Annotated in this window: 14 protein-coding genes; all 14 read right to left on the bottom strand. The window is 63.3% G+C overall.

Translation table 11 applies throughout. The features are described from left to right. Positions 1-997: 997 nt before the first annotated feature. Entirely contained in the window at positions 998-1,540 is a 543-nt protein-coding gene (locus M0G41_RS18400) for a hypothetical protein (protein ID WP_248211694.1), read from the bottom strand. Between the two features lie 100 nt (positions 1,541-1,640). Then, the gene (locus M0G41_RS18395; RefSeq protein WP_248211693.1) at positions 1,641-2,075 is read right to left on the bottom strand and encodes a nuclear transport factor 2 family protein; all 435 of its coding nucleotides are present in this window, start codon (positions 2,073-2,075) and stop codon (positions 1,641-1,643) included. Positions 2,076-2,174: 99 nt separating this feature from the next. Then, complete coding sequence (locus M0G41_RS18390) at positions 2,175-2,765, bottom strand: hypothetical protein (protein WP_248211692.1); 591 nt, start codon at positions 2,763-2,765, stop codon at positions 2,175-2,177. 103 nt (positions 2,766-2,868) lie between these two features. Further along, positions 2,869-3,249, bottom strand: a complete 381-nt coding sequence (locus M0G41_RS18385) for a lysozyme inhibitor LprI family protein (RefSeq protein ID WP_248211690.1) — start codon at positions 3,247-3,249, stop codon at positions 2,869-2,871. A 78-nt stretch (positions 3,250-3,327) separates the two neighbouring features. Then, complete coding sequence (locus tag M0G41_RS18380; protein WP_248211689.1) at positions 3,328-3,864, bottom strand: hypothetical protein; 537 nt, start codon at positions 3,862-3,864, stop codon at positions 3,328-3,330. A 746-nt stretch (positions 3,865-4,610) separates the two neighbouring features. Then, positions 4,611-4,937: a nucleoside triphosphate pyrophosphohydrolase family protein gene (locus tag M0G41_RS18375; RefSeq protein ID WP_248211686.1), complete on the bottom strand. Its 327-nt coding sequence runs from the start codon at positions 4,935-4,937 to the stop codon at positions 4,611-4,613. 70 nt (positions 4,938-5,007) lie between these two features. Then, complete coding sequence (locus tag M0G41_RS18370; protein WP_248211685.1) at positions 5,008-5,406, bottom strand: hypothetical protein; 399 nt, start codon at positions 5,404-5,406, stop codon at positions 5,008-5,010. Between the two features lie 88 nt (positions 5,407-5,494). Continuing rightward, a complete protein-coding gene (locus tag M0G41_RS18365; protein WP_248211684.1) occupies positions 5,495-6,094 on the bottom strand; it encodes an HAD family hydrolase in 600 nt (199 codons plus the stop codon). Between the two features lie 113 nt (positions 6,095-6,207). Continuing rightward, positions 6,208-6,657, bottom strand: a complete 450-nt coding sequence (locus M0G41_RS18360) for a hypothetical protein (protein ID WP_248211683.1) — start codon at positions 6,655-6,657, stop codon at positions 6,208-6,210. Positions 6,658-6,877: 220 nt separating this feature from the next. After that, a complete protein-coding gene (locus M0G41_RS18355) occupies positions 6,878-7,183 on the bottom strand; it encodes an EthD family reductase (protein ID WP_248211682.1) in 306 nt (101 codons plus the stop codon). A gap of 153 nt (positions 7,184-7,336) precedes the next feature. After that, on the bottom strand, positions 7,337-8,251 hold the full coding sequence (locus tag M0G41_RS18350; protein WP_248211681.1) for an MBL fold metallo-hydrolase: 915 nt from the start codon (positions 8,249-8,251) through the stop codon (positions 7,337-7,339). A gap of 2,046 nt (positions 8,252-10,297) precedes the next feature. After that, positions 10,298-11,254, bottom strand: a complete 957-nt coding sequence (locus tag M0G41_RS18345; protein WP_248211680.1) for a hypothetical protein — start codon at positions 11,252-11,254, stop codon at positions 10,298-10,300. A gap of 377 nt (positions 11,255-11,631) precedes the next feature. Then, on the bottom strand, positions 11,632-12,108 hold the full coding sequence (locus tag M0G41_RS18340) for a nuclear transport factor 2 family protein (RefSeq protein WP_248211677.1): 477 nt from the start codon (positions 12,106-12,108) through the stop codon (positions 11,632-11,634). Between the two features lie 772 nt (positions 12,109-12,880). Then, on the bottom strand, positions 12,881-13,531 hold the full coding sequence (locus M0G41_RS18335; protein WP_248211676.1) for a suppressor of fused domain protein: 651 nt from the start codon (positions 13,529-13,531) through the stop codon (positions 12,881-12,883). Positions 13,532-13,737 lie beyond the last annotated feature (206 nt).

Here is a 13,737-nt window from a genome sequence, read left to right as displayed (position 1 = left end):
CGCCACCAACAACACCACCTCTCCGACATACACTTCCCACTCGCGGGCCGTTCGCATGTTCGCCTCCGTTGGTTGGTCCCAATTAGAGGTTTAACTGCGGACGGCCCGCATAGCATCTACAACCACAACGAAGCGCTGCTTGCGTAGGAGCGGACATGGCCGCGACCGCGGCGATTCGACCTTCCGCAGTCCGGGGTCAGTCCGCGCCGTCCCGATAGCGCCCCACGGGCAGTTCCACGCAGCCCGATCGCCCTGATGTATCGAAGGGCAAAGCCGCACGATGGGAGTGCCGCTCATGCTTCGATACCTCAGCACGAACGGCTCGGAGCAGAGCGGGGTGAGACGTCCTCCACGGATCGCGGTCAGAACGAACTCCGGCGGTCGGGCCCAAGGGCCCTCCCACAGTGGTGACGAAGCGCTTCTCCTGTAGGAGCGGGCCTTGCCCGCGACCGCGGCGATTCGACGTTCCGCAGTCTGGGCTTAGTCCGCGCCGTCCCGGTAGCGGCCTACGGGCAGTTCCACGCAGCCCGTTCGCCCTGAGGTATCGAAGGGCGAAGCCGCACGACGGCAGCGCCGTTCATGCTTCGAAACCTCAGCACGAACGGCTCGGAGGAGTGCGGTGTGTTGGCGCTTGCACGGACCGTGGCAGAACGAATCTCTACGGTCGGGCCCAAGTGCCCTCCCACAGCGGTGACGAAGCGCATTTTCTGTAGGAGCGGGCCTTGCCCGCGACCGCAGCGATTCGACGTTCCGCAGTCTGGGCTTAGTCCGCGCCGTCCCGGTAGCGGCCTACGTGCAGTTCCACGCAGCCCGTTCGCCCTGAGGTATCGAAGGGCGAAGCCGCACGACGGCAGCGCCGTTCATGCTTCGATACCTCAGCACGAACGGCTCGGAGCAGAGCGGGGCGCATGGAAACCACTCGATCAACCGGTCCAATCAAAGGACCATGGCCAACAGTGGCCGGGTCACGGCCACCGCGGCGATGGTCGCGCAGAATCTACCCCACCGCCCCCCGCGCCGCGCGCATGCGTCCAAACAGCGCCAGCGCATGCCGACCCAGCCAGCGGGCAACGAGGGACAGTCCGCCGAAGACAACCGCCCAGAGCAGGGGCAGCATGCTGCCGAAGGTGAAGCTCATGCCGATGACCCAGCCGAAGACGTACTCCACGCGATAGATCGGGAACGCCAGGGCCACGGCAAACAGACCGAAGAAGATCACGGCGGTGACGGCCGTGGCGTCCAGTTCGAACGTAATGGCCAAGGCGGCGCCGTAGGCGAGGGCGCCCAGGATTGCAGCCCAGAGGGCGCGCCGCGCCGGTCGGGTGGACGAATCCAGCTTTCGGGCCCGCAGGCCGACCCCGATGCCCAGCGCCGGCAGCACCAGCAGCCCCAGCCAGTTCGAGAGTTCGGGCAGGTCATCGCGACCGAGCAGATGATGGCTCTGCACCCCGCCGGTGAACCACTCGTAGCCGAGATGGGCGGCGCAGAAGAGCAGGGCGGCCATGGGGAACAGCAGGAAACGGAGCGTGTCAGCCTTCATTGAATCCTCCGGGCCGGATAGTTGGATGGGTGGGAAAACGGCCCGCAGGGGGTGGGGGAGATCAATGCTTGCCCGGGATCGGCCGGTGGCCTGTCACGCGCTACTTCCAGTACTCGGTGATGCGGGACACCTTGTCGCCCTCGAACTCGAACACCGACAGATGGTGCTTTCCGGACTTCGATTCCACGCGTTCGACCGCCGCCGCGTTCAGGCCGACGATCATGTTGACGATCGTGTAGCGGTCGCCTTCGAGCTTGTACCGACCGGCTTCCAGGTTCTTCATCGAGTTGTCGTAGAGAAGCTGCCGGCTGTACTCACCGCCGTAGGCACTGTGCACGTAGACGAAGTCGTCAGCGTACAGATTGAACAGCGCATCGACATCACGGGCGCTGGACCCGGCCCGCATCACTCGATTGCTGGCCTCGTTCACCGCCGAGACCAGCTGCTTGATGCGCGGTTCGGGCACCTCGGCGGGCGCAGCCAATGCGATCGTCGCGGACAACAGCAAGGCAAGGAATCCAGCCAGTCGTCTCATCATGTTCCTCCATGGGCGAGCAGCAGGGGGCGACGCGAACGAGCACGCATACTGGACTGCCCGAATCGGCGAGCGAACCTGCCGGTCGTCACGGTGGGCTCAGTGCGAACCCCGCCACGCCTCCATGGCCGGCGCCCAGCATGGCTGCAGGCGGTCGATGGCCCGGGTCACCGCCACCGATACGGGGTGCTCAGTGTCAAGGAAGGCCAGCGAGTTGGCCTCGCCGGCGCCGTCGCGCCACTGCAGGTGATACCGCGTGGCGTGAAGCCGGATGGAGAAGTCCGCATCGAAGTCGCGGGAGAGCGGGATAGAAAGCGAGACCAGCTCATCGCGCACGCCCTCGGCGGGTTCGCAGGCAGCAAGCGGCATGCGGTGGACACAGGTGCGAGTCCGGTCGCCCACCGCCGCAATCAGCACCGGCTCGCCGTTCGCCTTGAGGTCCCGATGAAGTCCCCGGTCGAGCGCGACGGTGATCGTCGGGCCGCGATCTGCGTCCGGCGCCACGGCTAGGCGGATGCTTGACAACGAATGCGGCGCCTCGCGCCACGAGGCCAGCGAACCGTAGACAGGCTGCGCGTGGCAGCCGGCTTCGACCGGATGCCAGGTCTTGTCCGTCGCCAGCGTCAAAGGGGTCGCCGCGGACAGAAGCAGCGTCAGGCAGATGCGTTTCATGGGAGAAGCCTCGGTCAATAAGCCAGCGAACCTGGGTCAACGAGCGGTCTGACCGGGCCGCATTTCCTTCGGCACCTGTCGGGCCTGCGTGGGAATAGGGCCCGGAAGTCAGACTTCTCGCCTACTGGATGAACGACTCCAGCTCCCGGGTGCGCTGGGTGGCGTGGCCGCTCATGCAGCCCAGCTCCATCAGGGTGCGCATCGTGCCGCTCTGGTGCAGGGTGAACACCGCGCGGCAGTCCGCCTCGCGATACTTGATCCACAGGCGCTGGGCGGCGACCAGCTGCTCTCTTGCTAGCTTCGCATCCGGATCCGATTCCCCGGCCTCCGCCAGCTGGCCCAGCACCCGGCGATACGTCGCGTTCAGTGCCTCCTCGGCCTTCTCCAGCTCCTTGGCGGCGCACGCGTTCAACTCGACCGTGGTCACGGCCGAGTCACAGACCTCCTCAGCCAGGCAGCAGACCGGTAGCAGCAGCATCAAGACGAGCGCGATGGGCTTCATGGAAAGGTTGATCATCCGGAGAGGGCGCACAGTGTCGCATCAGCCTGGCCCCTGCCGGCCAGGACGCCGCAGACGCCGCTATTCGCCCCCACAGCCCTCATACGGACCGACAACTCTGACCTCGTACTCCGCCGGGTGAGCACCCGCCTGGTCGGAATCTCCGATCAGCACCCAGATGCTGGACAGGTCGATCTCAGCGTCGGCGCTCCAGCAATCGAGGTCCGCTGGGCCGGCCGCGACCAGCGCCTGGCCTTGCGGTCCGAACAGCTTGAGCGAGGCGACCTCGGCGCCGAATGCCTTGTCCTGCGGGGCAATGGCACCCGCCGCGGCATCGAAACGCAGGTCGCCGGCATTGCCAGGCTCGTACGAGAGCTTTCCGGTCAATGTCGTCGCGCCTTCGATCAGCAGAAAGCCCTGGGGCAGCTGGCCATCGGTGTACTCGTCGAGCGTCACGGCTTGCGAGCCGAGGTCGATCTCGGGCCCGGCCAGCGACCATCGCAGCCCGCAGGTCGCCGAGAGCGACCAGCCCTCCGCGAGCGTCAGCCCGACCCGAGCCAGCTCGTCGGACGAACAGCGGCAGGTAGCAACCGGCGCCTGCCCGTCGTACTGGAGCATCCCGGGCAGCCGGGCGCAGTCCGATGCGCTGGCGCTCGAAGCGGGCAGGGCAAGAAGTGCGAACAGGATCAGATTCATCGAACGAGGTTCCAGGGCGGGACTGATGCGCTCCAGAGCTTCCGGGCCAGAAGCACGCTGCGCATTCCAACTGCTCCGGACGCCGATTATGCAGACACGGTCAGCTGCAGCGGTGGTTGAGGACGATGACGCATAGCACTCCACGTGTCGCGGGGTTGTCCAGCATGGACGCGTCACCGTCGAGGTACGGCGATCCCAGGGGTCCGGCAGTCGAGCGAGCCTGGCTCTGCGGCGCTCTGTTCGTCGATCGCGAGATCTGTTGGGCGCCCTTCGTTCGCGTTACTGTTCCGGCGTTCTTGATTTCGCTAACCAACTCAACGAAGTCCGACTGTAGGAGCGCACATGGGCGCGACCGCAGCGTAGTGAGTTCGCCACAGACCCCGGCCAGAGCGACTCTCCGCGGTCGCGGCCATGTCCGCTCCTACGAAGCGCTCGCCCATCCGAGCCGTTGGCGAACGTCGGTTTGCGGCCTTCTTTGGCGTCTGCAGCACGGTCCTCTGTCAGACGCCGCAGCCGTCGCCCTGAAGGAGTCGATCAACCGCCCATCCATTCTGCGTCCTCAGCTCGGCAGGCGCCCCATGATGCGCATCCGCGTGGCGCGAGCCGGTGATTTCCAGCAGCCAGGTTGCGCGTACTGCGAATTCGTACGCAGATGATCGGTACGTCGCCTACTTCGCCAACTCGCGGCTCACGTGCTCCGAAATCTCGCGGGTGTTCCGCAGGAACTCCGCCTCCAGATCGACGCCGCACTTCCGGGCCAGGACCATGATCGACCACAGGCAGTCCGACAGCTCATGGCCGAGCTTGGCCTGGTGGTCCTCGATGGTTCGCACGCCGGCGTCGGCCTGGATCAACTTGGCGAGGTCGCCGACATCGCCCATGAAGCCGAGCGCCAGTTCCTGCGTGGTCCAGACGCGTCCCCAGCGTTTGGATTCAAGCTGCTCGTAGAGGTCGTTCAACCGCAGCGCGGCGTGTTCCAGATCGCTGAACTTCACGCCGGTCCACCCGGAGGCCGGGTGGGGAGGCCGCGCCATGCGCAAGCCCGCGGCCTCCAACGGAGTCCCGCTAAGCCCCCATCCAAACCGGTGAGACCGACCATATGAGGAACACCCCGAAGGCGACGCCGAGCGCGCATTGTAGCCGCAGGACCATCGGCGGCCAGGACGCTACGCGATCGATCAATCGGGTGATCCGCTCGGAACCCATCAGCACCAATCCCAGCGCAGCGGCGAGCATCAGGGCGGCCAGCACCAGAAAGAGGGTGGGCGTGTGCGACAGCGCCGCCGTTGCCCATAGCAGCGCGGCGAGGACAAGACGAACCCCGACCGCGACCGCCATCCCGCCGCGGCGCATGGCCCAGCGCACGACATCGACCAGCCCCGAAGGCGAGACCGCGCCCCAGAGCGAAAGCACGACGATCAGCTTCGAGAGCAGGGTCAAGGCCCATGCGCTGAACAGGATCATGGCGCCGACCCTGACTGGGTCGGGCGGACCCGGGTCGGAGAACGCTCGGTACACACTGAAACCCCTCCCGGCGGGATGGTGCGCCCGACTATCCCGCAGAAACGGGCTGCCAGCGGTAGTAGGCCTCATCGGCCAGCGCGAGCAGCTCTCGGTCCTCCGGCGTGTCTCCGTAGGCGAATACCCTGCCGTACTCCCCGCGCGGAAACCGCGCCTGGACCGCCTCGGCCTTGCGTCGTCGCACGCACTGCGGTCCATCGTAGCGGCCGGTAAGACGGCCCGAGCGGTGCTGCAGCGACGAGCACAGCAGCTCAAGGCCGTGCTCCTCGCACCACGGACGCAGATAGAGATCAAGCCCACCCGAGACCACCGCCACGCGGTCGCCCCTGGCCTTGTGCCACGCGATCCGCGCCATCGCGTCCGCACGCAAGGTGGCCGGCAGATACTCGCGGGCAAAGCGCAGGCCGTGGGCCTGAACTTCCTCAACCTTTACGCCGGCAAAGCCGAACAGGCAGATCGCCGCCCGGATGTGCGTGCCCGGCACCACCCCAGCCTTGTAGCCGATCACCAGCGGAGACAGCAGGACCGAGCCGAACGCAAGGCGCCGCGGCCGGACTGCCCGGCGCATGAAGTCGGGCATGGTCTCCCGGTCGGTGATCGTGCCGTCGAAATCGAAGAGTGCGAGGTCCATCGATGTGCTTTCTCGTCCCGGAGAAGGCTGCGTCGGGCCGACGCCGGCCGACTGGCCGCGTCTCATGAAGCGCTCAGCGGAAACCCGGCGGCCTGTAATCGGTCAGCCGAGACTCACGGTCGGGATTCGGAGTGCTCCTCGAGGATCAGCCAGTCGCCTGTGCTGCTCGCCCCCACCACCAGGGTCAGCGGGCTCTTGTACTGCTTCAGTTCGGAAAACCGGGTGGCCGAAATGCGCACCCTCTCGCCTTGCGTCATGTAGGTAACTTCGGAGTACGTGCTCATATCGCCCCTGCTCCTGGCCATCGGCATCGCGGCGCGAATCAGCTGCTTGTATTGGGGCGCGGGGATGGTGATCTCCCGTACCTCTCCATGCGGATAGGTGCGCTTGTTGGTGATCAGGGCGGTATCGGCGTAGAGGTCGGCCAGCGAAGCGTCGTAGCTGGAACCCAGTCTGACGTACTTCGCGAAAAGTTCGGCAGCGCTCTGCTCAGCGGTGACACAGGCACCGACGGCCGGTATGACAAGTAGCAAGGCTGCGAGGACGAGGCGGAGCAGGGGCATGGAGAAGGTCACCTCAGGTCAGTTGTCAGGTCCGAACACGTGGGGAATTACGTCACGCAGCTGGAGGGCGATTCAGGTTCAACCTAAGGGCTCTTGCGGAGCGTGGTCCGCCCCGACAGCCGTTCGGGCGTCTCAGATCGGATCTCGGAGGTCTGCGGCCAGCGACGCAGAGGCGAAAAGTCTAATCGCCCGACATCGTGATGCCAGCAGGCCGAGAGCCCTACCCCTCAACTGCGCCAGCAAGCATGGTGACGCCGCCCGAGGCGAAATTGGGAAGATCGTTGGCGGCTGCCGCGCCTTCTGGGGAGGCGAGCGCGGCCTGCATGCTGGCTGCGTCCGGGAAGTAGAGCTCTGCCATCCGATAGTAGGCGGGGGGCGATCCATCGGGGCCCGGTGCGAAGACGGTCAGCTCCAGACGGGTCACGCTCGGTATCCTGCCGGCGATCGGCAGGTGCGTTTGCGCGTAGTAGTCCTCGAACGCCTTCGTATCCGTGGGGTGTCCGTACAGGACAGTCAGCTTTGCCATAAGGCCTCCAACGATGAAGTGAGAGAGCAGGGTGAGCGCTCGACAATCCGGCTTATCACAGTAATCGAGCTGCGTGGTGTCGCGACGCGGTGGCGGTGTGGATGAACTGCTGAGCCGCCGCGCTGCGTTTGAGGTGCAAGGACATTCTCTCCGCTACGACAGGTCGATGACGGTGCCCACGCCCGCGTACAGATAGTTCTCGCGGAATCGTCTCCAGAGCGCTGCGAACATGAGTTCTCCGGTGCAGTGTCCGGGCGCAATGCGGTCAATCTTCCACTTCTCGTGGAGGGACACAGCCAGACGCTCGATCTCGGATCTGGGAGCAGTAACGAGGTGCAGACCTCCGATCACCATATGGATGTCTGGGTCGTGCTTGGCCACCGACGCTACGATCTGTTCGATCCCGGGGGAGCAACCGACCACCACGATCTGACCTTTCGGCGTGTCGATAACGAGAGACAGTTCAGGCGTCTCACTGAAATGTTCAGTGGACGAGATGTTTCGAACCAGCCGAAAGCCGGGAGCGATCTCCAACGTCTCGGATACCCGGACAAAACTGGCCTCCGTCCACGCGCTGCCGTGGGGGATAACGCTCGGAACCGTGCCGTTGAAATAGCGCATCTCCGCGGGCAGCGAGGGTTCCGGCTGCCTGAAGAATGCCTCGGGGGTGGGGCCGCCGAAAGCCTCGTCATCCGGAACGTAGATCTTCACGCCTGGATTCACGCTCAGCACATAGCGAAGCCCTGCGGTGTGGTCCCCATGGCGGTGGGAAATGACCACCCCGTCCAACCGAGTCAGGTCCACGCCCAGACGGCGCACGTTCTTCTCGAACCCTGCCGAGTCGTTGCCGGTATCGAACAGGATTCGCTTGCCTCCGTACTCCACCAGGGCTGCATAGCCCCAGTCCTGGTGCAGATTCGACTGCGACCCGAACGCATCAACCAGGACCGTCAATCTTTCGCCGTCAGCAGGCGCCGATCCGGTTCCTGTCGGTTTGGCAGTGCAGTCGGTGCCACCGATGATCAGAGCGACTGTGAGCGCAACAAGCTGATGCGTTCTTCTGTACACCTGATACTCCAACGGGGATGAAAGAGTCTTGACGTCGCAGCGAGGGGCCGCTGGCCGACATCATGTCAGGAAACTAGAGGCCCGGTAGCCGGTCCCCGGCACCAGGACGTTCAGCACCACGCGGCCCACGCCCCGAATCCACCCCGCGATCGGGCGTTGCGCCTTTGCGTCGTAGTGTTCGAGTGCCTACGGATCCGCTGGATGTCCGTGTGGGAAGGTGAGACTTGCCATCGGGCACTGATCACAGGTGGGAGGCGGAACCGTCGCGGCAACAAGCGCAGCTGCGAGAGCGATGGCGATCCAGAGCGCGAACCTCTTCATGGTGTCTGCGCGGGGCCCCGAGAAGGCGATTGACGCGGCGGAGCGCTAGCACCAGCGTCTATTTGCTCCGGTTCGCAGAGCCAGCCAGACGGTAAGTGTGATCATCACTAGAAGGAAGGGGCGCGATGAAGCCGGAATCTCTGTGGGCCCCGGCCTGATGACGCCCAGCTGCAACGTCGCCGAGTTGTTGGACGGGTTGGGGTCGACTCTGCCCCCGGGGCCGAAAGGTCCGGGTAGCTCAAACGCCCGGAACAGAATTCCCGTCGTGGGGACCGGAACTCCAGTTGAAACGATCTCGATATTGCAGGCGACGCTCCCGCCCGGTGGGATGGCGTCGGCCATGAATGCCCTGATCGCGACCTCAGGCTCCTGAGGGGGCGGGGCCGGTTCACCAATGAGATCGAAACTGCAGCCAGGCTCCGCCCCTCGGCGTATGACGAAAGCGCGGCTCGGCCCCGTTCTGAATGAGCCAAACTGGACAACGGGCTGCTGAGCCGCGCTGGCTCCAAGGTTGGATACACGCAGGTTGATACTTGCCACCCCGCCGGTCTCGATGACGACCAGCCCAGCAGGGGATACATCCAGTTCAAGATCCGCACCAGGCACCTGCGCAAGGGTGGACGCGCTGACGAGGCTCAGGAGAAGCGCGAACAAGTATCCGTGGGATCTCACTGCGGAGGATTCCTGCCGATGTTTTCGAAGAATGCGCGAGAACCACCAAGGAATGCCGTTCGAACGCAGCGGGAGACGCAATGAACGGTGCCCGGCGCGCCGGGCGGAACGAGTTGGGATCTTGGGTAGCCCATGGGGACAGCATCGGTGGGCGGAAATCCACTGGCTATCGGACTACGCCACGTCGAGGTGTTGAAAGGGATTAGGTTGTGGGTGTCCATGATTGTGATGATTGTGCTCTTCGTGGCGCCAGCGTGAAGTCATCGCGCAGCATCAGATATATCGTCAAAGAGAGTATGGAGCCGGCCCAGCATTACGCCCACGACAGCACCAACGACCACATTAATTACAGGGCCAATGCCGGATAGGCTACCTCCCAAGTACTTTCGGGCTAGGTATGAAACGGTTGGGGACACAAAAAAGAAGAGGAATCCGGCGAGCAAAGTGACTTTCCCAAGATGGGCGATAAGTGCGCTAGGCTGATTTAGGAAATGAACTGCAGCTGCCCTTCGACGCTTCATCATGCCGATTACTAGGTCGTCTCGCTTCCTAACAAAGCCGCCCCATAAAGCGCGTAGTTGAGCCTTCGCCGATAGGAAGCCAAGTGCCAATCCGAACACGCTTACTATGAGTGAAACGATTCCCAGATCCACGAAGGCGACTCCAAGGTAGGCCAACTAAGAGTTGACCCCAAAAACGGGTCAATGCGCAGGATCTTCGTATCCGGCTGTCTGGGCGTCAAGGATTCTTCCTAGGACTGGCTGCATCGAATGTTGCTTTGGGTGGTTGGCGACGCATTCGTGGGCACCCACAAGCCGGCCCGGTCCAGACGCAAACGTAGACACCCACGTGCGACGGCCGATGCAGGCCATGCTCGTCGGGAACGCGCGGCAACGACGCCAGGTGCCGTGGATTCCGAAAGGTGTACCGGTCTGCTCGCTGTGCCGACAATCCAACCAGCTCCGGTTGGCATTGCGGGACGAGCAGGGAGGCCATCAGGCCAGGATCGAAGTTCCGAGGCTGGAGTCTTCAGATGGCCGGACGTTGCCTTGCCTACATCGGCAGCCGTGCCACCCGCCTGACCATCAGCCAGCGCTGGCCGATCTCCTGCGCCTTGTCGAGAAGCGCCCGGGCGCTGCCGATGGCCCGGCAGAATCTGGACTCTATGCCGCTGACCTTTGCCAGCCAGGCGTTCGGGTCGAGACGAGCAGGAAGGACAGGTGGCGCGCACTCATCGATGACACCGCGCTTTCCCGGTGCCAGCTGCCGCCCGGCCCAGTCCACAAGCCGGATGTAGTCCTGCTCACTGATCGGCAGGAAGCCAATCGCCGCGGGGCCCGCCACCTCCCTGAGCGGAGATTCTCCACGGTCATGGGACTTGCCCAGCCTTTGCTTGATCGATGTATACGCCGACCCGGGCAGGTCGTCCGCCACCCCGGCGCGTACCGGATTCAGGTCCACGTAGGCCATGCAGGCCAGCACCGCTTCGTCATCGAGCAGCGCTTGGCAGCGAAAGCGTCCTTCCCAGAAGCGGCCGGTGCATCGATCCTCGCCATTGGCAAGGCGCGCCAGGGGTTCGGACAGGCAGCGCATGAACCAGGACAGGTCTGCCAGGCGCTGGCGCAGCAGGGAGATCCGCTCGGCATTGCCGGTCAACACCCAGGCCTTGCGTCGACAGGCCTCCCGGTCGATCACCCCATCAACCCGGGCCGGGAACAGCCGCACCCAGCGCTCGGCGACCTCCTCATCCGACCAACTCGCAGCGTGCTCTGGCTCAACACGGAGCGCGACGTGCACGTGGTTGCTCATCACCGCATAGGCGAGCACCGAGATTGAGAAGACTCCGGCCAGCTCGTGCAGCCGGGCCTCGATCCAGTCCTTGCGATGATCGAAACAGCGACCGCTGAGCGGATCCCTTCCACAAAGGAAGGCCCGGCGGACGCATCGGGAGACGCAGTGGAAGGTGCCCGGCGCGCCAGGCGAGACGAGTAGGGATCTTGGGTAGCCCATGGGGACAGCATGGGCGGCCGGAAATCCACTGGCTATCGGACTACGCCGCGCCGAGTCGTCGGAAAGGGACTAGGTTGTGGGTGTCCACGATTGCCATCGAAACAGCGGCCGCTGAGCGGATCGGCTCCACAAAGGAATGCCCTTCGGACGCATCGGGAGACGCAGTGGAAGGTGCCCGGCGCGCCAAGCGAGACGAGTTGGGATCTTGGGTAGCCCATGGGGACAGCATGGGCGGCCAGAATCCTGTCGGCTATCAGACTACGCCGCGTTGACGTGTCGGAATGGGACTAGGTTGTGGGTGTCCATGATTGCGGCTCTTAACACCAAGGCGCCGCGATGAAGGCGGCCGCCCTGCTATCCACTTGTTCAGACCTTCCCTAGGGCCCGCCGCCGGCGGCCCGATGACCGTAGCTAAGCACACGAGTTACCTGCCAGGCCCCGTCCTTGTGCCTCCAGATCATCGTGAAGTCCGCTAGGCCCTCGCACTTACCGCTCGCGAACTGGCAGAAGCGGTGTGTACCCTGCGAAATGGCGCCGAAGTCTTTGATGGGGTGAACCTGAAGTGTGTCGGGGATTAGCTCACGGCCGAAGTTGCCGCACACATGCTTCTTGGTACTTGCCAGCATCGCGTCGCGGGTCCAAGTGACTCCACCCATGTCGTGATAGAACTCGACGTCCGCGGCGAAGTAGCTCGCGTGTCTTTCAAGCTGTTCCGGATCGCTGCATCGGTTGAATGCATTGAACACCGCCGAGTCCATTGCGGCGATGGTTGTTTGGAGAGACTCCGCGGAGGGGATCTCGACGCCCCCTGGGTTGGATGCGATGGCATGTGCCGCGACGAGGGTGGCCAGCAAGGCCGTTAGCATTCTCATCCAGATCTCCGAAACGGTTGGCACGGGCCCTAACGCTGCATTGAGCGGCCGAGGACCGATATCATCTCAGGAAACGTCGAAGCCTGTCCCATCCGGTCTGCTCGAATACGTAGTTAGCCAGCTCGCGCGAGATGTACACCGGCAGCCGCTAGGTGCTCAAGGAGCGAAGTGAAGCAAGCAACCGGAGCGGATCCAAGATCAATATTTAGGGCCGAACCGCCTTGGGAAGGCTCTGGGTCAGAGAGGAAGTGCACTACACCGTAGAGCCCGTGCTCGTCTAGAGTGTTAGTGTCCTCTGTGTCGAACCAGGCCAAGAACCATTCTTTCAAGGCGGGCCCGACAACACGGGGCTCCTGGTCAACGAATAGCGGCAGCCAATCCCAACCAAATGGGCGTAGCTCAAGGGTAATCTGGCCGACTTGGAAGGTTATTGGATCGAACGATAGCGCGCGAGATGGGCTGATGGGTTCGCTACTTTCAGACTCACGCCCCCGAACCAGGTAATCAACTCGTATCGGGAGGCCCCAGTCACCCTCGCCAACAAGGCAGCCCTGCTTGTCGCACAGGGCGGGCTCAACGTGCACATCTCCAGCGGTCGCAATGGCCGCAGTTAAGGCGTCAACATTAAACGAGCGAATGCGGTCAAGAAGCGAAGTCATTTCCATAGCTGGCTAACGCCGTATTGAGCTGCCGTTGGCCGGCAGCGTATCAGAAAACACCATGACCTCTCCCAACGGTCAGCTCGAATACGTAGTTAGCTTTCTGCGCGACCGAGCCGTGTAATAAAGAGCGGGTTCGTCTGTTTTTCGTGCTCGATGAAACCTGAGCAATCGAGCTTGCCGTCGCGAATAGCCTCGTACTCTTGCTGTGTCACGCCGAACGCTTGAACAAACTGAAGCTGGCCGTGGGGCGTTGATATAGTGCCGAGCTCTGGGTCCTCGACCATGACCAATGCAGTGACAAGCGTGCTCGAACCAAGGCAAATAGGACCGTTAGCCGGCATGAAATGACCGGGCTCAAACCAGCGCTTGGAAGAGAACACGTACTTCGCGATATTCTGGAGTAGGTTCATGGCCCAGTACGGAACTTCACCCTCTGAAGTAGGTTTCTCCAAACGAAGAGTCAACTCGAACCCGAAGCCACTAAACTCTCCTCCGGCCGCCTCCTCGTTGTAGAAGAGCTCAGACAGACCATACGTTACGAAATGCAGGTGGGCAGGCTCAGCTGGATAGTCGTAAATGCTGACCCCCTGCAACGGGTTCTCGCCACCGAGTGCGAATGGCACCGGATTGGCAAAGTGTTTTGGAGTTTGCTCGCCATAGCGCTCCCGCAGGCACAGATCGATGGCGTCCCAGCCGGGTGACGACTCTGGCTCAAAGCGCTTTTTGTATTCATCAGCGTGCATGCAGTCGATTCACAGAAAAGCTAACGCCGTATTGAGCTGCCGTTGGCCGGCAACTTATCAGAAAACACCATGACCTCTCCCCCCGGTCAGCTCGAATACGTAGTTAGCTAGCAGGCGCGTGGGGAACATAACCATCGAACTCCCAGTCGAGCGTGCGCGACAGGTTTCTGGCTGATGATCCCCAGTCAGTACCTCTTGCTCCTGCC

Origin of the sequence: Pseudomarimonas salicorniae (assembly GCF_023156535.1) — a bacterium.
GTDB lineage: Bacteria > Pseudomonadota > Gammaproteobacteria > Xanthomonadales > Xanthomonadaceae > Pseudomarimonas > Pseudomarimonas salicorniae.
This window is presented reverse-complemented; position numbering and strand designations above follow the sequence as displayed.